Consider the following 22442-nt stretch of genomic DNA (forward strand, 5'->3'; position numbering starts at 1 on the left):
GCCTCTTACACCTGCAATCCCGCAAACAATTCCTCAAGCGAAGCTGCCGTCATAAACGCTTCTCCAACAAGGATTCCCTTTGCACCCGCACGCTGTACTCGTTCTACATCTTCTCTCGTTTTAATGCCGCTTTCGCTAATAAATAATGCACCTGAGCTTACAATACGTTCCGCTAAACGCTCTGTTGTTTCAAGCGTAACCTCAAATGTTTTCAAATTACGGTTATTCACACCAACAATCGCTGGCTGAATGGAAAGTGCTGTTTCCAGCTCCTCTTCATCATGAACTTCTACAATTACATCCAGTCCATATGACGTTGCGTAATTATACAGCTCTTGCAAACGCTGCTGTGATAAAGCCGCAACAATTAATAAAATAATATCTGCGCCTGCATCATTTGCGCGGTCAATTTGGACCTCATCAATCACAAAGTCCTTGCATAAAAGCGGTACTGTCGTAACCTCCCGCACCTTTTCTAAATCTGCAAACGAGCCCTTGAAAAACTTTGTATCTGTTAATACAGAAATTGCACTCGCTCCGCAGTGTTCATACGTTTTCCCCTGCTCTTGTACATCAACATTTAAGTTTAAATCTCCTTTAGAAGGAGATGCTCGCTTAATTTCTGAGATAATGGTTAAGCTTTTATTACGCAAGCTCTCCGCAAGTGACGCGTGCGGCTTTTTTTCCTTAGAAAATGTTTGTTGCTTAAGCTCCCCAACCTCTATGCGCTTTTGGTCCAAAATTGTATCTAAAATCGTTCCCATTTATTTCACCTCTTCTTTGGTCTTATTGCTTTCTTTTGCCAGCTGCTGAAGCTTTGCGAGCGCACTTCTAGAATCAATGCTCTCCTTCGCCAGCTCCACGCCTTCCCCAATTGTTTTTGCCTTTCCGTTCGCAAACAGCGCTAATGCTGCGTTTAGCAATACTGTATCGCGATGCGGACCTGGCTCTCCCTGTAAAATACCAAGTGTAATACGTGCATTTTCCTCTGACATACCGCCGCGAATCGCGCTATTCGGCACACGTTCAAAACCGAATTCCTCTGGACTCACAATGATTTCTTGGATGTTTCCATCCTCAAGAAGAACGATATGATTTTCCCCTTGCAGCGATGCCTCATCTAAAGATCCGTTCCCGTTCAGCACAACCGCTCGTTTTCTGCCAAGCTTATGCAGCACCCCTGCAACCGGTCGCAGCATTTCCCGTTTATAGATACCAATCAGCTGTGTTTCTAGGTCAATCGGGTTTGTCAGCGGACCGATAAAGTTAAATATCGTTGGAATATTCAGTTCTTTTCGGATTTTAGCAACCCGCTTTAGCGCCGGATGCACAGCTGGCGCAAATAAAAATGCAATTCCTACTGTCTCTAATAATCGCTCAATTTCCTCCGGTGGGCAAGCAATATTTACTCCCAATCGCTCAAGCACATCTGCACTCCCTGTTTTGCTTGATACAGCGCGACTGCCATGCTTAGCAACCTTAACTCCAGCACCCGCTAATACAAACGCTGTTGTTGTGCTAATATTAAACGTTTGTGCGCCGTCTCCGCCTGTTCCACAATTATCCATCGCGCCGGCAATTGTTTTTCGAAACGGCACCGCCTTCGCCCGCAATGCGCGGACGAGGCCGAAAATTTCATCAGAGGTTTCTCCCTTTAGCTTTAAACCGACTAAAAATGCTGCGATCTCACTATCTGATATGTCTCCGTCCACAAGCTGCAGGCCAGCCTCGTATACTTCCTCTTCCGTTAGGTTTTTCCCCTCAATTAGTTTGCGAAGATACAGATTCATGGCGGCTCCCCCTTTGCGTATAGTTCAAAAATTGATTAATCATTGTTTTGCCATCCTCTGTCGCAATCGACTCTGGGTGGAACTGCAGTCCAAACAATGGATATTCATGATGCTTAATCGCCATAATTTCGCCATCATCCGCGCTCGTTGCCAATACTTCGAACTCGCTTGGAAGCGTAGCTTTCTCTGCTACCAGCGAATGATAGCGCATCACTGTAACAGGCTTCGGTATATCTTGGAAAATGGATGCACCAGTGTGCTCTAGCAACGATGTTTTGCCATGCTTCACAAGATTTGCACGCACAACCTTGCCTCCAAGCGCATGAACCATTGCTTGATGGCCAAGACAAATGCCGAGAATTGGAATCGTTGGCGAGAGCTGCTGCACTACCTCAACGCAAATCCCAGCATCTTCCGGGTGGCCAGGACCAGGAGAAAGTACGATTGCATCAGGCTCAAGCTGCTTAATTTCTTCGATCGTAATTTTGTCGTTACGAACGACTTTGACTTCCGCATCGCACATACCAAGCAGCTGATATAGGTTATATGTGAACGAATCGTAATTATCAATTAATAAAATCATTTCATAACCTCCAATAATGCTTTCGCTTTATTTATTGTTTCATCGTACTCCGCCTCTGGACTTGAGTCGTATACAACTCCGGCACCCGCTTGAATATATGCGTTATTATCCTTTACAACCATCGTTCGAATCGCTAGCGCCATATCCATATCGCCGGCAAATGAAATATATCCGACTGTTCCCGCATACACATTACGCTTTCTATTTTCTAATTCATCAATAATCGTCATCGCACGTATCTTTGGCGCCCCCGATACCGTGCCGGCAGGAAGGCAATGCTGCAGGGCATCCAAGCATGTCATTCCGTCCCGTAACTGTCCCGACACTTCCGATACAAGATGCATAACATGGGAATAACGCTCCACCGCCATGAATTTATCAAGCTGAACAGAACCAATTTCGCTAATAAAACCAAGATCGTTACGACCAAGATCCACAAGCATTAAATGCTCTGCCTTTTCCTTTTCATTATCTAGCAGTTCCTCTTCAATTTGCTTGTCACGCTCTGGTGTTGCGCCGCGCGGTCTTGTCCCGGCAATTGGGTTTGTTGTTACCTTTTTCCCGTGCACCGCAAGCAAGCTTTCTGGTGATGAGCCAAGTACAATATAATCCGTAAAATCAATATAGAACATATACGGTGATGGATTTGTTAAGCGAAGTCGGCGATATAAACCGAACGGATCCCCCGCAAATTGTGTTTGCAGCCGCTGTGATAGCACGACTTGGAAAATATCGCCGGCACGAATATACTCCTTCGCCGTTTCAACCATATCCATAAATTGGTCCTTCGTCACATTGGAGGTGAAGTTCGCGTCAAGACGGCCAAGCGACGCGTGTACTGTCATGCCCTCCATAACCTGCCCCTTCAGCTGCTGCAGCACTTCCCCTACTTCTTCGTAGGATGTTTCTTCTCCCGCTCTGTATACATACACAAATGAGACAGTTTGCATTTTATGGTCATACACGAGAAATGTGTTATAAAACATCATGTGCGCTTCCGGCATCTGTAAATCATCTACATTCACTTCACCAAGTACTTCATATTGGCGAATTACATCATAGCCAACATATCCAATTGCACCGCCGCAAAACGGAAATGGACTTTCCACTTCATGAAATGGAAGAATGTCGCCAATTACGTCGAGCACTTTTCCTTCTCGCATCTCCACACGATCTTGGAACTGAAGCTCTACCTGCTCTTCCTTGCTTTTGATTTCTAGATAAGGATTGCTTCCGATAAAAGAATAACGTCCTTTCTCATCCTGTCTAAGCGAGCTCTCAAGCAAGAACTTTTTTGTCCCCTGCAATCTTTGATAGAGCACAATCGGCGTTACTAGATCGCCTTCCGTTTGCTCAATGACTAAAAATGTTTTCCCTGCTTCCTTTTGCTGCAAAAACTGTTCTTTTTCCATATCTAAGTCCCTCCTTATATATAAACCGCTGCGATTATTTTTCCCCATAAAAAAACCTCTGCATGTGGAATACATGCAGAGGACGATATACAATACCGCGGTGCCACCTCAGGTTGGATTCAAACGAATCCCTCTTTTTTCAGATACATCTTTCATATCCTATCCTTGTAACGGCGGAACCCGGGCTGCCTACTATAAGTTCAGCGAGCCTCTCGTAAGTCCATTCTGTATATGCAAACGTGCCGGGCTCTCACCCATCCCCGACTCTCTGGAACGCCGCTATCATACGTACTACTCTTACTCATCGATTTAATTATTGATTTTTTTATAAACAAAAAAGGGGCCACCCATCCTATCTAATGAAAGGACGAGAAACCCCGTGGTGCCACCTTTATTGGCTGCAAATGCAGCCCGCTTTTCACATTGGAGCTTATGCTCAAATGTGTGTCTCTTATAACGATGAGACGTTTTCGCCAAAGCCTACTCCAAGTTCGGTTTGGTAGCTCAGAAGCCCATTCCATACTGCTCTCATACTGATTCGCACCAACCATCAGCTCTCTGACATGTTCACAATATGTACTCTTCTTCTTCAACGCTTTCCGTATTTAAGTTACACCTATTGTAGTATATATGATTTTTATATGTCAATACATTTCCAAGTTAATTTCAGAAATTTTCAAATAAACCGTTCCTAAAGATATAGACATTTATAGACAATCTATAAAGCTATATCTGTTCAAGAAAAACATTCTTGCACGTAAGACGAACAGTGTTTCTTACGAATCGCGTTGAAGGGTCACACTTCAAAACAAGAATGGAAACATCCATCTATCTGAGTCTTTCAACCCAATTCAATTTCAACGTCTCCGTCACATGTAAATCACCATTTCACCTTATGGGGAAAGGAACGTACAAGGATGCAGGAGTAATCTCTCACTGCACTCTTGTCAGGCTGTTAGCCTCGCTTTAGGGTATTGCTAGGTGCTGCAAGAACGGAAGTACGTGGTCCCATCATTCCTTACAGGTATCAGGGAAGCGTTACCCCCGTTCTGTCTTTGTAAACATAGATTTTATATGTCTGCTTTCAATAATTCTATTTTGTCATGGAACGTATACTTTGTTCTTACATATTTCGTAATACTTATCCAATTTCCGTAATTCGATTTTTGTTTATCAAAATTCTTAGGAAGTCCTAATACAGTGTCATACTTTGGTTGTTCTGTTGAAAAGCGATATGCTTTTCTCGCAATCATACAAGCTGCAGAACCATGTGAACTAAGACCATAACGCGCCATAAATTTCATATGACCAATTTGGCTCGTATAAGCAGGATGAATGATTTTTACTCCTACACCGATTTTCTTTGCCTTTGCTTCCACTAAATCTTTAAACTTAGCGTAAGCAAAACCAGATAACATACGTGCATATGTTCTGTTCACTTCACCCAACGAAGCTTTTTTTTTAAAGAAGTTTAAGTTTTCTATTACTACATGTTTTCTTTTTTCTCTTGCATCTATTAACACGCTTTGAATTGCATCACTTAAAGAAGCCGATATTTGTTCTTTCCTTCTGTCATACATAGGAACAGGAATACTCCACTCTCGTATTGGATTGCCAAATCTGTCGATTTCGCAAGCAACTAGGAAACCTGCATTCAAATCAACCCCAATGTATCCACCAAGTTCAGAGGTTTGAATATCCATTGTTTCTCTATCGACTGTCGCATAAAGATACCATCCTTTTTCGTTGCGTAAAAAACGATACGTGATCGCTTTGAAATACTTTTTTGGGTTTCCTCCTTTTGTAACACCCCTATAAGCTTCTTTTGCCTTGTCTAAACATTCTTGTCCGTACGGAAATAAAACATTTGTGAAGTAAATATACTCACCATATTTATCTTGAAAGCAATCTGCCACACGCAAGCGAAGTTCATTCTGCAAATTATATGTAGCACTTTGATTTCCAAATGTCTCATCCTTGGAACCAACGACCATAAATTGAGAACTTCGTGCTTGTTTCCAATCTTTTTTCCATTCTTCATGGGACTTGTACCCATTCTCGTCTAAATGAAATTGTTTATGAAATAGTTTTTTAGAACCAAAACAAATACGCACAATATTCGCTTGTTCATCCCAATCCAAAGATTCTAGTTTATGTTGCAGATTACGTAATTTTCTCTTCTTTTGATGCAGAACGAATTTTATGTTTCTATATTTTTTAACCCTCTTCATGAAACGAAGGTTATTTTGACTGAACTTATGTATCTGTTCCCAAAGTTTTTCTTTTTGATTTTGTTTCTTTTCTATCGTACGTTCCACTTCAGAGATCTTATCTTTCAGTTGCTCGATTCTATAGGTTCTGTTTTCTTTCACAGCATTTATTTTTCCTTCCAATTGCATGCGAAGGGAATTGTATTGTCGAGCAGTGATTCCATATTGTTTGGAAAAGGAAGATTTGATAGAAGAAGCCGTTTGTTTTCGTACATATAACTGCACGAACAGCTTCCGTTCTACATAACAAAAAAACTCACCAAACTCATTGAGGTAGTCCTCTGCATACAAATGATGATCCAGTTGTACATTCCTTAACTTCGTCTGGTAAGTTTGTAACATCCTCTATAACTCCTTTCATTTTTTCTTTCATGAGTGTATTCTTATTACTTCGACTTCCATATAATTTTCCTGAAAAACTTGTAACAATCGACAGTAAGTCTTCTACTAGTTCTTCTTGAATAGTGGATGCTTTCTCCTTATCATCTAAAACGTGAAGTTTAACATCATGGCTTTCAAAGTAGAATTGTAGGTATTCGAATCCAAATCGGGTTAAACGATCTTTGTATCGAACGGCAACATCGGTAATTTGCTTTTCCTTTGCCATTGTTAGTAACTTCAATAAACCTTTTCGTCCGAACCTACATCTTCTACAATATCAATAGAGGAGAAAAGGGAACGATCTATTTCCTCTTAACAATTTGTACCTGTCGTTCTAAATCTCCTGTTTTCTTCTGTTCATGAGAAGATACCCTAGCGTAAATGACTAATTTTCTTTCTAAGGACTCTGCAGGAGGTTCTCCTAAAATTTTTTGAATTTCACGTTTAGAAATTCTCCTTTTTCCATTTGGAGTTCGAATGAACTTTACTTTACCATCTACGTCCCAACGTTGTAACGTACGAACAGATACTGCCAAAATCTTTGCAGCTTCACTTAATCTGTATAATTTTTCCATAATTTGATTCTAGCATGTAATTATACATTCGTCTATCTATATCCAATACAATAAAAACAGTTTTTAACCCTTTTATATGTGCAATACCCACAGAGATGTATCTAACCTGCTCGAATGGTATCAGAGCAGTCATTAAGAAACATGTCCTTTTCATAAAGAAATTACACTCTTCGACAAAACAATTACATGTCCCTCCACACTTCGCCATAATCTTAATATTTTCTTTAATTTCTATTAAATGAACCGTAATACTTATTCTGTATGATTATCTCTAAACCATTAAATATTGATTCAACTTGTAGGTAATCCCGTTTTCGAGCCCTATTTTAGACAGGAGGTATTTCCATGTTAACCCGATTTGAAGAATTCCAAAACAACGGTCAGGCCTCACGCTATAAACGGGAAGCACAGCCACCTCTCTCCCTTGCCCCCGATCCTGTAAATGTCGTTGGCATACAAGTAAACAAATCCAAGCTAAAGCTCAAGGTTGGGCAGCAGGAAACACTTCATGCAACCATTCTGCCTCATAACGCCGCTAACCAATCCATCGAATGGACAAGCAATAAGCCAGAGATAGCGGAAATCATCCAGGACGGACAGGAGACCATCGTGAGAGGCAGACAGCCAGGCCGAGCCATTCTAATCGTAACGACGGATGAAGGGAAATTTCGTGACATTTGCATCGTGACGGTCCAAACATACTTAACCAATCCGAACTAGCTCTTATGCATGTTTCGGAGAACTTAAACGCTTTTGCTGCTGCATCAAAAAGAAAAACACCTGCTAATGCAAGGACATCACCAAGAATTTGCATGCCTGTCAAACTTTCACGCAAGAGCAGAAATGCCAATGTCGCCGCACCGACAGGCTCTCCTAAAATGCTCATCGAAATCGTAGTTGCATCACATAATTCAACAACCAATTATTGATTAAGATGAGAAAGCGTCGGAACGGTAGCCAGCAGGACAAACATGCTCCAATCAAGCCTCGAATAGCCTAAAAATGTTGTATTTGTCACTATGTTATATATCGTAAAGAATCCTGCTGCAAACATAAATACACAAAAGCTGTACAACCAATGTGACATCATCTTCACCGTACTTTGTCCAATGAGCAAATAGCCGACAACGGCAATTACGCTTAGAACGGACAAAAGATCTCCAAGCATCGCCTGACCGCTTAAGCCAAAATCCCCCCATCCGATCATCATCACACCAATAATTGCAATACCCATTGTAGCCAGCGCTGAAGCAGTTGTCCGCTCCCGGAAAAAGAAAAACCCCCCCTGCGAGCGGCTGTCATACCAATTCTCCGACATTATGATAAGATAGATATATACACTGCTTGGGGGAACTTGTATGTCAAACAAAGGAACTATTGAAGAGATTTTATTTTACAGCGAGGCTCTTGATGAGCATATACCGCTTATCATCCACTTGCCAGCCTTTTTCACACCACTGCAAAAACACTTGCTTGTAATTGCGCAGGATGGCAAAGATTACTTTCGCTTTGGGAAAGCGGCGTCTGTATTAGACAGACTGGACGAGGAAGAAGCCATCGATCGTACGATTTTCGTTGGCATTCCATACAAGGACGTGACGGATCGCAGGGAAAAATACTATCCAAACGCCGCGCAAAACGAGGCGTATACCCGCTTTTTAGCGCACGAGCTCACGTCTTACCTTGATGAAAAATATCCAACATATCAAATGGGAAGAGGACGTATTTTAATTGGAGATTCACTTGGTGGAACCATATCCCTTATGACAGCGCTCTCTTATCCGCATACGTTCGGAAAGGTCGTTATGCAGTCACCATTCGTCAATGAGGCTGTGATGGAAAAGGTTCGCTCCTTTCATGAGCCGCATCTGCTGGAGCTATATCATATCATCGGCACCGAGGAAACAGCCGTCAAAACAACCAGCGGCAAAATACAAGACTTCATAAAGCCCAATCGCGAACTTCATGCATTATTATCCGAGAAAGGCTTTCCCTACTACTACGAGGAGTTTCAGGGAGGACATATATGGAGATACTGGCAAGCAAATTTGCCGCATGCCCTATCCTATATGCTAGAATTAAGTTAAACCCTCTCTGATGCTGAGGATTGTTCTATAGTAAAGATTGGCGGGCCTTGCCCTTGGGCGAAGACAGAAACGTAGTTGCACTTACACTTTGTTCCTAAAACTTTCTGCTATGCCGAATTAGCTTCTAGTTGGAAATTTATACTTTCTTAAAGTGTAAATTGATATATTTTTTCAAAATATATATTGTAAACCTAAAAGGAGGCTCCTATCATGAAATTCGGAATTGTTATTTTCCCGTCGAAAAGCATGCAAGACAAAGCCAACTCATTTCGCAAGCGCTACGACCCGCATTACGCGTTAATTCCGCCGCATATTACCTTAAAATCGCCCTTCGACGCAGCAGAGGAAAAGGCAAAGGAAATTGCGCAGGAACTGGATAAAGTTTCAGACAAGATAAAACCGTTTACACTCAAGATTGGAAAAGTCAGCTCCTTTACTCCTGTAAATAACGTTATTTACTTTAAAGTAGAAAAAACGCCCGAACTTGAGGCTTTAAATGAAAAGCTCCATACAGGCTATTTCGCGCAGGAACGAGAATACACATTTGTGCCGCACATTACGCTAGGTCAGGACATGTCTGACGGTGAACACGCCGATGTATTAGGACAATTACGCATGATAGAGTTTCATCACGAACAAACAGTCGACCGCCTTCATCTTTTATACCAGCTTGAAGACGGATCATGGACTGTATATGAAACATTTCAACTTGGAAAGGACTGCTAGAGTCTTGCACGTACAAATCGCAACAACAGAAAGACAAAAACAGGATGCCTTTGACATCCGTCAGCAAGTATTTGTCATTGAACAGCAAGTATCACCAGAAGAAGAATATGACGAGTACGATCATGCAGCAACGCATGTTGTCCTATACGATAATGGCGTACCGGTTGCAGCTGGAAGAACACGCACAGTAGACAAGGAAACCGGCAAAATAGAACGCATTTGCGTACTTGCGTCCCATCGCCAAAAGGGAGCAGGTCGCCTGATTGTAGAAGCACTTGAACAAGCCGCGATTCAGCGAGGATTACATAAAGCAAAGCTGCATGCGCAAACACAAGCGGAGGGCTTTTATCAAAAGCTTGGCTACCATACCATATCTGACGTGTTCATGGAAGCAGATATTCCGCATGTTGTTATGGTGAAGGAATTATAAAGAAAACTCACCATTAGGAGAAGTCAGAGGTATAGCTTCACTTACACTTCTAGAATTTCCGGCTACGTCAAACTCGCTTCTAGCTAGAAACTTTTTTAATGTAAGCAAAATGGAATCTTTATAAAGGATTTACGGCATCTTTTATAGAAGACGAGGACTATTCTGTTCTCGTCTTTTTCTCGTTCCTGTGATAAGATGAAACACGTCTAAAGGGGGTGCACGTATGAAATTCGCCGTCTATAACGGAAAAGAAATCAATCTACAATACTTTCCACGGGAAAGCTTTCAAATACTATACGAGGCAAGCCGGCTCGGCGAGGTCTTATGCGCACACTGCGGTGAATCTGTCCATTTATATCTCGGCATTCGGCAGCAGCCATATTTTTTTCATATCGCTTCAAATAGTACATTCTCCTGCGAGGCAGCCGATCATGCACGGCTGCAAGTAAAACAAGCGGAATTGGCCTCTGTCGGTTCCCATACAGAGCAAGGCGGCTTTCGGATTCCTAAATCCCGCCCTGTTTCTAACAATAATATTGTCTCAGTTTGGAAACAAACACAGGTTGTAAAAGGAATCTCAAACTTTGCGAAGCATCGCGAGCGCAAAATGTACTCTATTTTAAATGAAGATCAATTCCCGCTCGACTCCGCGCAGTACGAAGCGGTTACGCATACAGAAGGACCTCTTTTAATTCTTGCCGGTGCAGGCAGTGGAAAAACACGTGTGCTAACAGCGCGTACCGCATATATGATTCAAGAGAAACAAATTGATCCAAAATCCATTATGCTCGTAACCTTTACAACGAAGGCAGCACAAGAAATGAAGAGCCGTTTGCTTCGTTTTTCTAGTCTCTCTCCTGCTATTGTGCATTCACTCGTTGTCGGAACATTCCATAGCATCTTTTATAAAATACTGCTGCATCACGATGGAGAGCGTTGGTCACCGCAGCGTCTTCTCAAGCATGAATGGATGATTGACCGTATGCTAAAGGAAGCTGGCGCGGAGCTTAGCCTAGATGAAAAGGAATTCCCATATGACCAGGCTGCTCAGCAAATCGGGTATTGGAAAAATACACTTACTCACCACGATGCTGTAAAACCCAAGTCGGACTGGGAGGAAAAAGCGCTTTATTTGTACAAGCGGTATGAAGAGATGAAAAAAGAACGGGGCACGTTTGATTTTGACGACATGCTGCAGGGCTGCTACGAGCTGCTCAAGACAAATGAAGCGCTGCTCATGCGCTATCAAGGGCGATTCCGCTACTTCCTCATTGATGAATATCAGGACGTCAACAAGGTACAGTACGAGATTATGCGTATGCTATCGCAACATACAAATAACTTGTGCGTTGTCGGCGATGATGATCAATCCGTGTACGCGTTTCGCGGCAGCGACCCAATGTTTATCCTGCATTTCGACCGTGATTACCCGGATGCAGCTGTTGTAACACTTAACCAAAATTACCGCTCCTCCCACAGCATCGTCACGACGGCCAATAAAGTCATCACCTTAAACAAGAATCGTCGTGAAAAACAAATGGAGGCGCAATTCCAATCAGCCTCGCAGCCAGCTTTTTTCTTCCCTTACGATGAGGAAGAAGAAGCAACAATGATTGTAACAGATATACAAGAGCGGCTCGCAAATGGCGCGCAGCCATCAGACTTTGCGGTATTGTACCGAACGAATTCAGCAGCTCGTGCAATCTTTGAACGATTAACGGAATCGGATATTCCGTTTGTCATTGATCGTGATTCGCACTCATTTTACGAACGGCGCATCGTGCGCAGTCTATTGGCGTATTTGCGACTAAGTCTCAACGAAGACGACGAAATTGCGATGAGCGATTTGCTGACAGCACTTTTTCTCAAGCAAGCCGTTATGCAGGACTTAAAAGCAACGAGCATTTTAGAGGATTGCACGCTTGTCCGCGCACTCAGTAAAGTGCAAAACATTCACTCGTTTCAGCAAAAAAAACTACAAAAAATCGCCCCGATGTTTCGGAAGCTAACAAACTTGTCACCGCTGGCCGCAATCGAAATGATTGAAAAAGAAATGGGATTTGCTGACTTTGTGAAGAAGCGCGGCAATGAAGGAAACGCAATCGAAAAAGGCTCTGACGATATTCGAGACTTAAAGGTCGTTGCGCGGAAATTTACAACGATTCTTGCCCTTCTCGCTCACGCTGACTATATCACGAGCATCACGGCAGACATGAAAAAACGAAGCGCTGCACCCGACAATGCAGTGCAGCTTCTGACCATTCATCGGTCAAAAGGGCTGGAGTATGAGCAGGTGTACTTACTTGGAGCGGTTGACGGCTCGCTGCCGCATGACTTTGCACTGGAATCATTTCGCGAAGGAAACAGCGCCCCGCTTGAGGAGGAGCGCCGGCTCACCTATGTCGCCATGACACGTGCGAAGGACTCGCTGTATGTATCGGTTCCAAGCATGCGACGCGGCCGGACTGCTTATCCGTCAAGGTTTATTAAAACGTTGTTATAAAGGATAGAGAAAGCAGAGCGACCGGCAGCTCTGCTTTCTTTATTGACCTTGTTGATTTTGCTGGTCATCTTGTACCTTCTTCTGTTTATTACCACAGCCGCAGCCTTTTTTCTTTGTGTAGCCCTGCTGCTGCATCGCTTGCTTCTGTTGCATTGCCTGCTGTTGCATCTGATAATATTGCCATTGGTTGAAACCAGAACCGTTGTTCATAGCATCTCCCCCTCATCTTTTAAGTTGTAGTCTATTCAGTATATGAATACACCCCGGCTCTAGTTCACCTATTTTATTCGTCTATCAGCTTGCCAACGATTGTTTCAATTACAGCTGCTATACCAGCAATTGCCAGCAAAAATACGAGCGGTTCAGCAAGCTTGGGCGCCCAATAATACAAAAGCAATAAAAAAGCTGTCATCCATACACCCGTACACCAATAACAGCTCAGCAACTCCCCAATCCATTTTTGCAAGCCGCTTCCTTTTATTTTCGTGTATGTAACCAAAGAGCCATCTTCCTCTGGCACTTCCAATTCCTCAATAAAAGGGGCCCGCAGAAATTTTGTAATTTTATCGTAAACAATTAATCTCGTTAATCGAAACGAAGCAAATGAAAGCAAAACAAGCAAAAACCAATTGTTTAAAAGCATCCTCCCACCTCTTCCCCCGTATGCCCATTTCTAAAAAATCAACGTTCATGCAGTAACCGAACGTACCCCAAATCAATATCTTATTACTGTAAACCAAAACTCAATTATAAGGAGTGAAATCAATGAGTTGCAATGATAAAAACAATCATGAATACGACTCCAACTGCGTAGCTGATATACTAAAATTTATTGCTGAACTACAAGATTGTGCAACAGGTCCTACTTCTTCTGGATGTGCTACATCCTGCGAAATGCCTTTTCTTGGAGCAAACCCTGCCATGCCGGTAGCAAACACTCGCCCTGTTGTTATCAAACCAAAAGGATGCTGCGACAACTTTACCGCAAATTTCTTTTTACCGGGACCGGGCTCAGTAGGTACATTTATTAGCGGGTCTACTGAAATCTTCCGGGTAGAAAGTGTAGATAGCTCCTGCGCGGTACTACGACCACTAACTGTAAGAAGAGGTTCTGCTCCTCCTCTTGGGGGTGACGTTACGTTCTCTGATGTATTCGGGCCAACACCAGGGCCAGGAGAACCGCCACCGACACCGCCGATACAAGTAGGCACCCTAGTTGCTACAAGCTCTTGTATTACAGTTGATTTAGAGTACTTCAGTTCTGTCCAATGCTTACCAGATGTAAATATTCCTGGTGTATAAATGAATGTAAACTCAAAAAACATGAGGTGGTAGGCTACTACCACCTTTTACATATTCACGTCCCAATCATTTGGATGGATAGAATATCTTTAATATCAACCATTACGTCTTTTAACTTCGCTGGAGCTTTAATTTTGATTATCCCACCTTCATAGGATTTAATATAGCCTATATAGGAGGACTGTTTTGTTCGTATATAACATCTTATTTCTGGAATGTAATGGGGCCGATTTAATAAATAATCGATTTTTTCCTCATTATTCATCTCCCTAAAAGACATGGCTTGCCATTTATTTTTTACTGGCTCTTCATGGTTCATTTCTGGTTCATTTGTAATCTCTTGTTCTTCTTCTGCATGTCCTTCTACCTTCACTGCATTTTCATGGATTGCTTCTGCTTCTTCCTCAGATTCCATCTTGGTTTCTTTATCTTCAGCTACATCGTTGTGAATCGCTGCTGACTCCTCTTGAGTTCCTTCTGCTTGCTCTTGCTCCTCAACGACAGCTTGGTGAGCTGCTTCTGTCTCTTGATACTCGACTGTAATTCCGCGAATCTCCTCTTCTTGAGGTTCCATTGTACCTTCTTGAGCTTCTTCTGCTTGCTCTTGCTCCCCAACGACAGCTTGGTAAACTGCTTCTGTCTCCTGATACTCGACTGCAATTCCGTGAATCATCTCTTCTTGAGATTCCATTGTACTTTCTTGAGCTGCTTCTGTTTGCTCCTGAACTGCACCTTTGTGAATCGCTACCGGATCCTGAGGCTCAATTGAAGCTTCTTTTTCATTGGTTGCTAATGTTTCATCGATTTGTTGTTTTATATGATTTTCGTTTTCTTTTACATCTTTTTTGACGACGAAGGTTTGCTGCATTTGATGCTTCACGGCTTTAAAATCTGGTTGCGCAATATATAGTAATGGTAAATCGCTCACTTGCCTTTTTTGCTTGCGCTCCATTGCCAGTACCTCCATTCCCATGAATCCGTTATACTAGCATTATATTCATAAATTTTGGAAATTTGCTTATTAATTTTCTTGACCCTGTTATGTAGCTTATATCATCTTATAATTTATATAAGTCTTACTTAATTTTCTTACAAGCCCTAATCCAATAAACATAGCAATTTAAAAGGTAGTTATGTCGAGAAATTAAATAGAATGTATATAGTATCTATCCTAGCAAATGAACAATGCCACTTAGAAATTACTCAGTTAACAAATTATCACGTTATATATGAATACTAGCTTTCTCTTCTTTTCCTATGAACCCTTCCATAATTATGCCTCATCCGCCTCTCCTCAAGACTGATCCAATGCCCTTTCTTCAGCTTTTAGACAAGTCCCCATTTTTCTAAAAATAGGAACTTGTCTATATCAATTAACTAGGACAATTCATTTAATATACAGAAGAAATTAATAAGGAGTGAACAAATTGTCTGATTCTTTCGAATGCAGAGCCTTTCCACCTAATTTCCCACCACAACTGCCTGTGCTTGGATTTGTATTTGCTGACGCCAATCTACCATTGCCTGATGGTACCCGGACTACCGTACCTTTTGCTAACCCCCTACTTTTGAGTAGAGTAACTTCCACAGGTGCAGGAATAACTGTTTTGGAAGCGGGAATATATCAAGTTCAATATGATCTAACCTTGAGCTTTGAAGGGCCTGGAGAATATGATTTCGGTGCGGGGATAAGCACTGACGGTACTACTATTATAGCTGGTTCAACATCCAGAATAGCTGGAGAGTTTGTAGGTGTTATCCCCCCAACTTTTGTCGACCAATTAAATAAGACTGTTCTTGTACAGGTATTTGGCCCTACAACTTTTTCCGTCATAGTAGCTAATAACTCTACTGGTTTAGGAGCTAAGCGCATTCAGCTCGCTTCATTAAGCGTAACACAAATCGCTTAGCTCTTAACCAACAAACGTGTGGGGAATCTCCTCCCCACACGTTTATATGTCTTACAATTCATACTAAACAATCACTTTATACTCCCATTATATATTATTAGTCAGCAACTTAATTGGCACCGTTTAATCACTTTCATTCAATACAGTTAAATTCATCTATGGATAGCAACATTTGAACTAGCGGCCGTTAAAGCCGGTACATTACTATAAACATTCATCTCTTCTTTAAACATCCAATATTGGGCATAAACAAGACAAGTTGGGCATAAAAGCGATGGCGGTTATACCCGAACATGCGAGGGCATTTCAATCCCTTGTCCTTCAAAATATGAAACAGGCGTTCAATTCCATTTCTCAGATTGAAAAGCGTGGTACCAAAAGTAGTTTGTAAAAAGACAGACACGACTCTACCATACGTGTCCTTTCTCTTGCTTTTCCGTTTATTTACAGCTTTAACTATCTGAATTTCTAGTGATTCTGCCGTCTCTCAAATCTCTTGGCTGTCATAGGTGACAGCTCCAAGTGTACAAGATACTTGCATACCTAGGTCTTTTAATAGGTGCAGAAGGCTTGACGGAATAACACTGTCGTGTCGATTCGCTGGTACAGAGGCATGTGGTAGGATGACACCTTTTACGGATACGGATAGGCATTTTCATGCAAAATTTTTGCATGAAAATGCGTTTTGCGACGCCCTCATTTTAATAAAAAGGGGGTTTTAACTAGATTTTATTCTGCACCGATGTGTAGCTACTAACATATAGTATATTGTTAGTTTTCAATACTAACTTAATTAATTAACAAAGGGGGATATTTCTATGGCATGTCAAGGAGCCGATAAATTCCTACCAGGAGATCAGGTAGTAATTGTAACAACAAGTGGTGAGACTTTTACCGCTACATTTATACAATTTAATCCAGTGAAATTCGAAGTTACAGTTGAACAGACTACTTTTATAACTCCAACAACTATTGTGACTAGAACTCTTAGATGTAACGAAATTGTGAGCATAACTCCTGCGTAGGAGAGGAAGTGACTATTCTGATTGATGTTGAAACTACTATACATCTCTTCCGGCTACTCAGGCGTTTACGATTATCTGAATCAAAGCATTAAAGATGAATTAAGCAACAATCGTTATGAATACGTCCACTTTCATCCATTAGAACGCATGGAGAAGCTAAAGTCTATCGTTGCCACTTTTCAACCAAAGGTCGCTCTGACATTGACAGGCGACCACCTTTCTATGCAAGCTATTCAGTTCTTAAAAGAAAGTGGTATTAGCTTGGTATGTTGGATGACTGAGGATCCTTTTTACATTGATAAGACTATGAAGCTTATTAATAGCTTTGATTATGTTTTTACAATTGATAGTGGAGCTTTACGGCACTATCAATCCGTTCATCTAAATGCTTATCATTTACCATTAGGAACAAATCCTACTGTTTTTAAACCTCTACCTGTGGAAAATGTATACAAAAGCGATTTGCTTCTTGTAGGATACCCATATCCTACAAGGGTGAATCTTATCCATTTTCTTTTAGAAAATACTAAATATCAAATCACACTTATTGGAACAGGTTGGTGTCATGCACTACAAAGGGTATGGAAAAATAATCCAAGGGTCACTATAAAAGATACTTGGATTGAGCCACAGGAAGTGTCCTATTACTACAATGGAGCCAGCATTGTATTAAATCCTCATCGTAGTCATAATTTCTTGCATAATCGAAATACACGTGGAGTTGTTAACGAAAGTATTAACAACCGAACATTTGATGTTGCAGCATGTGAAGCATTTCAATTAATAGAGGAAAAACCTGATCTTCGTTCCTTCTTTACCGAAGAAGAAATGGTATCCTACCGGGACTATGAAGATTGCTTACGGAAAGTAGTTTTCTATATGAATAATGAAGAACAAAGACGGATAATTGCCCAAAAGGCTCGAAGGATAGTAATAGATAAACATACGTTTCTCCATAGAGTTAAGACAATGATGGACATTATTCAAAAGGACGGATTATAAACCCCTTAACTTTGGGCAGGCTTTATCTCTTCTTAATGAGTCTGCCCAAAGTTCCGTTCGTACCTGTTATTACTGCCCGTTTCCATACCATCACCTTTACAGCGGCTTCCAACAAAACAGATAAATTTACTAGGCACGGATACATAAATGGATATAGCTGCACTTTGGAGATGAGCTAAATGACGACTACTCACTTCATTATATGAGCCTGTTTAATAGTTCACTTATGAACTCATGAGTTTACCGTCCAACTATGAGTATTCGTTGTGATCAATTGTTTCATTCTCATCACTCCCTCTTTCCTTATCCAAGGCCAGCATAGAAACGATATGCTAGTCCGTAAGCATGTCAACAGATTAAAATCGTTTTATGTAGAATTAGAGATTTTATGGACAAAGTTAATAGAGTAGCCTATGGCAAAAAAGAGGTAAAGGCATACTGTAATAAGTAGAGGAGACTTGCTTGGAAATAGAAACAGAGATAAAGACAAACTATATTTAAGTAAGAGGTGTAAACAGTGAAAGTGATGACGATTCTAGGGACGAGACCTGAAATTATCCGCTTAAGTCTCATTATAAACAAGCTAGATACTCATGCTGAACAACACATTTTAGTGCATACAGGGCAAAATTTCACCGCATCATTAAGTGATATATTCTTCCAACAATTAAAGGTTAGAAGCCCGGACTATGTACTGTTAGATCGACAGCAATCCCTTGGGGAACAATTATCAACAATGTATAAAAGCTTAGAGACCATTTTTTTAAAGGAAAAACCCGATAAAATATTAGTATTAGGAGATACAAACAGCGGGTTAAGTGCCATTTTAGCTGAAAGAATGGGAATTCCTGTTATCCATATGGAAGCTGGAAATCGATGTTTTGATCTTGAAGTACCGGAGGAAAAAAATCGCCGTATTATTGATGCAATTTCAAGTTTTAATCTGCCTTATACTCCCCAAAGCAAAGAGAATTTAATCCATGAAGGGATTCCCCGAAATCGGATTATTGTATCTGGCAATCCCATTTATGAGGTGTTAGAGCATTACAAAAGTGAGATTGAACAAAGTGATATCCTTGGAAAGCTAACATTAGAAAAAGGCGACTACTTTTTGGTTACAGCCCATCGTGCCGAAAATGTTGACCATGAAGATCGTTTACTGGAGATTGTAAAGGGAATTAACATGGTTGCTGAAGCCTACAAAAAAAGAGTGATATGCAGTATACATCCCCGTACTAAATCCCGCATAAAGAACATTCCAACATTAGAGGTTCATCCATTGGTTGAGTTTCATGAGCCGTTTAGCTTCTTTGATTTTGTCAAACTTGAAAAAAATGCTGTTTGTGTTTTAACAGATAGTGGAACAGTTCAGGAAGAATGCTGTTTGTTTCACGTTCCTACTGTAACAATTCGCAAAACAACGGAAAGACCTGAAACAATCGAATGCGGAAGCAATATGTTATCAGGAATAGACGCCAACCAAATAGTAAATTGCGTTCATGTTATGGTAAATCAGCCAAAAACCTGGTCCTATCCTGATGGATACGATCATACAAACGTTTCAGATAAAGTTATTAAAATATTATTAGGAGGTCTGAAGATTGTTTAATAATCAGACAATTTTGGTGACAGGCGGTACAGGTTCGTGGGGGCATGAATTAGTTAGACAGCTATTAAAATATGATCCGAAGGAAATTCGGATTTTTTCACGAAATGAATCTGTGCAATTTTCGATGAAGCAAGAATTTGACAATAATCCTAAATTACATTTTCTTATTGGAGATATTAAGGAGAAAGATACCTTAATTGAAGCATGTACTGGCGTTGATTATGTGTTTCACCTGGCGGCTTTAAAACATGTTCCAGTTTGTGAAGATCAACCGATTGAAGCATTAAAAACAAACGTCATTGGAACTCAGAATGTGGTAGATGCAGCTATCCAGTGTAAAGTTCGCAGAGTCGTTTACATTTCAACCGATAAAGCTTCAAGTCCCTCCAACTTTTACGGATTGACAAAAACAATGGGAGAACGGCTTATCATCCACGCGAATACATTAGACATAGACACAAGGTTTGTATGCGTACGTGGAGGAAATGTCTTAGGAACGAATGGCAGCGTAATTCATGTATTTAAGAAACAGATTGAAGAAAAAGGCAAGGTTGGCATTACCGATATAAACATGACGCGTTTCTTTTTGACAATCGAGGATGCTATTAAACTAGTATTTAAAGCTACATTTGAAAGCATTGGCGGAGAGATATTCGTAATGAAAATGCCTACATGCAAAATCACTGATCTTGCCTCTGTTTTAATTGAAGCCTCTGGTAAGGAAAATGTAGGTATGGAAATACTTGGGATTCGGCCTGGAGAAAAAATTCATGAGTTGCTCTTTTCAGAGTATGAATCGATCAACACAATATCCTATAACGACGAATATTACGTCATCCTTCCTTCTATTCACATTAACGGATTAAAAGAGCATTACGCGCAATATCAGCCTGTTAATCTGCTCAACTACAATTCCAGTAAAGGATTAATGAGCAAAGATGAAATTAAAGAAATGCTCCAGAAGGGCGGGTTCATTTAGATGAAAATACTAATCCTTGGCGGACAAGGAATGGCTGGACATGTGATAGCAGCTTACTTTCTAAAAAAGCCACAGTATCAAGTATTCTATACATCAAGAGATCGAAATGATCCCAATAGTATTTATCTGGATGTAACCCATTCCAAAAGTTTGGAAGAACTCATTGATACTTTAAAACCAGATATCACAATCAATTGTGTAGGAATACTGAATGAACACGCTAGCCATAATCCTACATTGGCATTTCAAGTGAACAGCTTACTGCCCCATCAATTAGTTAAATTAACGGAACGTTATCAAGGAAAACTAATTCAAATTAGTACGGACTGTGTTTTCTCAGGAGAAAAAGGTGATTATACAGAAAATGATTTTCCTGATGGAAATTCCATTTATGCCCAATCTAAACAAATAGGAGAAATCATCAGCGACAAGCATTTAACGATTCGCACATCTATTATTGGACCGGAACTAAAAGAAAATGGAATTGGTTTATTTCTATGGTTCATGAAGCAGAAGGGAAAAATTAAGGGCTACGAAAAAGTGTTATGGAATGGTGTAACTACCCTTGAATTAGCTAAAGCAATCGAAGAAATGATCAAGAATAATGTTGCTGGATTGTATCATCTAGCTTCAGAGACAAAAATATCAAAGTTTATGTTGCTAAAATTGTTTCAAGAAGTATACGAAAAAAAAGATGTTGAAATTATTCCAGATGCTGCTATTGTATTGGATCGAACCATTAAAAATACAAGAACAGATTTTCACTATCAGGTTCCAACCTATGAGGGAATGTTATTAGAATTAAGAGATTGGATGCAACATTAATGAACCAATTACCTAAATTGCTAATTACGGGAGCAAGTGGGTTTACCGGTCGACATGCATGCAGCCACTTTTCGAAAGCAGGATTTGATGTAACTGCAGTAACCAGACACAATACATTCAGTAATGAGCAAATCCAAATAGAACATTGTGATCTCACAGATAAAGATGCGGTAAGAAGATTAGTTAAAAAGGTGAAACCTCAATATCTTCTTCATTTAGCAGGACAAAACCACGTGGGGCAATCGTGGATTGACCCTGTTTCCTCATTGGAGGCAAACTCCATGTCAACTTTATATTTAATCGAAGCACTTCGCCAGGAAAGACCGGATTGTAAAATTGTTGTAGTCGGGTCAGCCCTCCAATTTGATCCAAAAGATATCTCTACTCTTACACATCCCTATAGTCTAAGCAAAACTCTTCAAGTTCTAATCGCACAGTCATGGGAGATTCTATACAATATGCATATTGTAATTGCTAAACCTTCAAATTTAATAGGACCAGGATTTTCAAGTGGGGTTTGTTCTATTTTTGCAAAAAAAATTGTAGACATGGAAGAAAATAAGGCAGAAAAAATTCTTGAAGTGAATAATCTAAATGCACAACGTGATTTTATTGATGTAAGAGATACTGTAAGTGCTTATGAAACTCTTTTAAGGAAAGGAAAATCCGGGGAAACATACGAGATTGCTTCAGGAAAGAGTCGTTCTTTAGAAGAAGTAATCCACTGGTTTAAGACCCTAACAACCGTTGACTTTGAGGTGAAATCGAAACTTAATGAACAGATAAAACAGCAAGTTGAACTCATGCCTTTAAAACTCATGAACTTAGGTTGGAAGCCGACGATACCGTTTCAATTATCTTTAAAAGATATTCTAGTCTTTTATCGCAAAAACAAAAATGGTATATAAAGAAATATACTAACCACGCAGAAAAAATATTGGTAACCATCTCGTTCCTTAAGAAAGTTTTTTCAAACGTTGGGGATTTAAGAAAAGTTTTCGTTATACCCATGATTACGACTTTTCGCTGCAAG

23 protein-coding genes, 1 pseudogene and 2 other annotated features are annotated in these 22442 nt (G+C 40.6%); of the genes and pseudogenes, 13 read left to right on the plus strand and 11 right to left on the minus strand.

The features are described from left to right. Positions 1–5 precede the first annotated feature (5 nt). The 7 genes from trpC to AAHB12_RS31755 form a co-directional block, all read right to left on the minus strand. Complete coding sequence (gene trpC / locus AAHB12_RS11095; protein ID WP_342045363.1) at positions 6–764, minus strand: indole-3-glycerol phosphate synthase TrpC; 759 nt, start codon at positions 762–764, stop codon at positions 6–8. Next, entirely contained in the window at positions 765–1790 is a 1026-nt protein-coding gene (gene trpD / locus AAHB12_RS11100; protein WP_342045364.1) for an anthranilate phosphoribosyltransferase, read from the minus strand. After that, complete coding sequence (locus tag AAHB12_RS11105; RefSeq protein ID WP_342045365.1) at positions 1762–2373, minus strand: anthranilate synthase component II; 612 nt, start codon at positions 2371–2373, stop codon at positions 1762–1764. The genes trpD and AAHB12_RS11105 overlap by 29 nt, the downstream gene beginning before the upstream one ends. Then, the gene (gene trpE, locus AAHB12_RS11110; RefSeq protein ID WP_342045366.1) at positions 2370–3785 is read right to left on the minus strand and encodes an anthranilate synthase component I; all 1416 of its coding nucleotides are present in this window, start codon (positions 3783–3785) and stop codon (positions 2370–2372) included. The genes AAHB12_RS11105 and trpE overlap by 4 nt, the downstream gene beginning before the upstream one ends. A gap of 75 nt (positions 3786–3860) precedes the next feature. Then, positions 3861–4099 (minus strand) — a binding site (T-box leader). 46 nt (positions 4100–4145) lie between these two features. Next, positions 4146–4387 (minus strand) — a binding site (T-box leader). Between the two features lie 468 nt (positions 4388–4855). Continuing rightward, positions 4856–6157: an IS200/IS605 family accessory protein TnpB-related protein gene (locus tag AAHB12_RS11115; protein WP_342045367.1), complete on the minus strand. Its 1302-nt coding sequence runs from the start codon at positions 6155–6157 to the stop codon at positions 4856–4858. A 163-nt stretch (positions 6158–6320) separates the two neighbouring features. Beyond that, positions 6321–6677 carry a recombinase family protein gene (locus AAHB12_RS31750; RefSeq protein ID WP_446715548.1) on the minus strand — a complete coding sequence of 119 codons (357 nt, stop codon included), beginning with the start codon at positions 6675–6677 and terminating at the stop codon, positions 6321–6323. Positions 6678–6738: 61 nt separating this feature from the next. Further along, positions 6739–7011 (minus strand): helix-turn-helix domain-containing protein, encoded by a 273-nt coding sequence (locus AAHB12_RS31755; RefSeq protein WP_446715549.1) that lies wholly within the window; start codon positions 7009–7011, stop codon positions 6739–6741. 345 nt (positions 7012–7356) lie between these two features. On the opposite strand from AAHB12_RS31755, the gene AAHB12_RS11125 reads away from it, so the two are divergent. After that, complete coding sequence (locus tag AAHB12_RS11125; protein ID WP_129729018.1) at positions 7357–7731, plus strand: Ig-like domain-containing protein; 375 nt, start codon at positions 7357–7359, stop codon at positions 7729–7731. Positions 7732–7734: 3 nt separating this feature from the next. Here AAHB12_RS11125 and AAHB12_RS11130 read toward each other — a convergent pair. Continuing rightward, positions 7735–8296: pseudogene (locus AAHB12_RS11130) on the minus strand (DMT family transporter); the annotation flags it as partial. A gap of 73 nt (positions 8297–8369) precedes the next feature. Here AAHB12_RS11130 and AAHB12_RS11135 point away from each other — a divergent pair. From AAHB12_RS11135 to AAHB12_RS11150, 4 genes are all read left to right on the plus strand, one after another. After that, complete coding sequence (locus AAHB12_RS11135; protein ID WP_342045368.1) at positions 8370–9098, plus strand: alpha/beta hydrolase; 729 nt, start codon at positions 8370–8372, stop codon at positions 9096–9098. 210 nt (positions 9099–9308) lie between these two features. Beyond that, positions 9309–9824: a YjcG family protein gene (locus AAHB12_RS11140; RefSeq protein WP_342045369.1), complete on the plus strand. Its 516-nt coding sequence runs from the start codon at positions 9309–9311 to the stop codon at positions 9822–9824. A gap of 4 nt (positions 9825–9828) precedes the next feature. Next, positions 9829–10254 (plus strand): GNAT family N-acetyltransferase, encoded by a 426-nt coding sequence (locus AAHB12_RS11145; RefSeq protein ID WP_129729021.1) that lies wholly within the window; start codon positions 9829–9831, stop codon positions 10252–10254. Positions 10255–10477: 223 nt separating this feature from the next. Continuing rightward, positions 10478–12757 (plus strand): ATP-dependent helicase, encoded by a 2280-nt coding sequence (locus AAHB12_RS11150; RefSeq protein WP_342045370.1) that lies wholly within the window; start codon positions 10478–10480, stop codon positions 12755–12757. A gap of 39 nt (positions 12758–12796) precedes the next feature. Here the strand turns inward: AAHB12_RS11150 and AAHB12_RS11155 are convergent, their stop codons facing one another. Both AAHB12_RS11155 and AAHB12_RS11160 read right to left on the minus strand, forming a co-directional pair. Next, positions 12797–12967 carry a cytochrome C oxidase subunit III gene (locus AAHB12_RS11155; RefSeq protein ID WP_342045371.1) on the minus strand — a complete coding sequence of 57 codons (171 nt, stop codon included), beginning with the start codon at positions 12965–12967 and terminating at the stop codon, positions 12797–12799. Positions 12968–13040: 73 nt separating this feature from the next. After that, complete coding sequence (locus AAHB12_RS11160; RefSeq protein WP_129729024.1) at positions 13041–13400, minus strand: DUF1360 domain-containing protein; 360 nt, start codon at positions 13398–13400, stop codon at positions 13041–13043. 122 nt (positions 13401–13522) lie between these two features. On the opposite strand from AAHB12_RS11160, the gene AAHB12_RS11165 reads away from it, so the two are divergent. Then, the gene (locus AAHB12_RS11165; RefSeq protein ID WP_342045372.1) at positions 13523–14059 is read left to right on the plus strand and encodes a CotY/CotZ family spore coat protein; all 537 of its coding nucleotides are present in this window, start codon (positions 13523–13525) and stop codon (positions 14057–14059) included. A gap of 55 nt (positions 14060–14114) precedes the next feature. On the opposite strand, the gene AAHB12_RS11170 is transcribed toward AAHB12_RS11165, so the two are convergent. Continuing rightward, a complete protein-coding gene (locus AAHB12_RS11170; protein ID WP_342045373.1) occupies positions 14115–15011 on the minus strand; it encodes a CotO family spore coat protein in 897 nt (298 codons plus the stop codon). A gap of 475 nt (positions 15012–15486) precedes the next feature. Here AAHB12_RS11170 and AAHB12_RS11175 point away from each other — a divergent pair, with 475 nt between their 5' ends. The 7 genes from AAHB12_RS11175 to AAHB12_RS11205 all read left to right on the plus strand — a co-directional run bounded on the left by AAHB12_RS11175 (position 15487) and on the right by AAHB12_RS11205 (position 22317). Then, positions 15487–15969 (plus strand): hypothetical protein, encoded by a 483-nt coding sequence (locus tag AAHB12_RS11175; protein WP_342045374.1) that lies wholly within the window; start codon positions 15487–15489, stop codon positions 15967–15969. Positions 15970–16787: 818 nt separating this feature from the next. Further along, positions 16788–16994 carry a protein CgeA gene (locus AAHB12_RS11180; RefSeq protein ID WP_342045375.1) on the plus strand — a complete coding sequence of 69 codons (207 nt, stop codon included), beginning with the start codon at positions 16788–16790 and terminating at the stop codon, positions 16992–16994. Positions 16995–17021: 27 nt separating this feature from the next. Then, on the plus strand, positions 17022–17996 hold the full coding sequence (locus AAHB12_RS11185; RefSeq protein ID WP_342045425.1) for a CgeB family protein: 975 nt from the start codon (positions 17022–17024) through the stop codon (positions 17994–17996). A 517-nt stretch (positions 17997–18513) separates the two neighbouring features. Then, a complete protein-coding gene (gene wecB, locus AAHB12_RS11190) occupies positions 18514–19605 on the plus strand; it encodes a non-hydrolyzing UDP-N-acetylglucosamine 2-epimerase (protein WP_342045376.1) in 1092 nt (363 codons plus the stop codon). Continuing rightward, a complete protein-coding gene (locus AAHB12_RS11195) occupies positions 19598–20584 on the plus strand; it encodes a polysaccharide biosynthesis protein (RefSeq protein WP_342045377.1) in 987 nt (328 codons plus the stop codon). Before wecB ends, AAHB12_RS11195 begins: the two co-directional genes overlap by 8 nt. Continuing rightward, complete coding sequence (locus AAHB12_RS11200) at positions 20585–21409, plus strand: dTDP-4-dehydrorhamnose reductase family protein (protein WP_342045378.1); 825 nt, start codon at positions 20585–20587, stop codon at positions 21407–21409. Continuing rightward, positions 21394–22317: an NAD-dependent epimerase/dehydratase family protein gene (locus AAHB12_RS11205; RefSeq protein WP_342045379.1), complete on the plus strand. Its 924-nt coding sequence runs from the start codon at positions 21394–21396 to the stop codon at positions 22315–22317. The genes AAHB12_RS11200 and AAHB12_RS11205 overlap by 16 nt, the downstream gene beginning before the upstream one ends. The last annotated feature ends 125 nt before the right edge of the window (positions 22318–22442 follow it).

The sequence above is a fragment of the Bacillus sp. OTU530 genome (genome assembly GCF_038440375.1).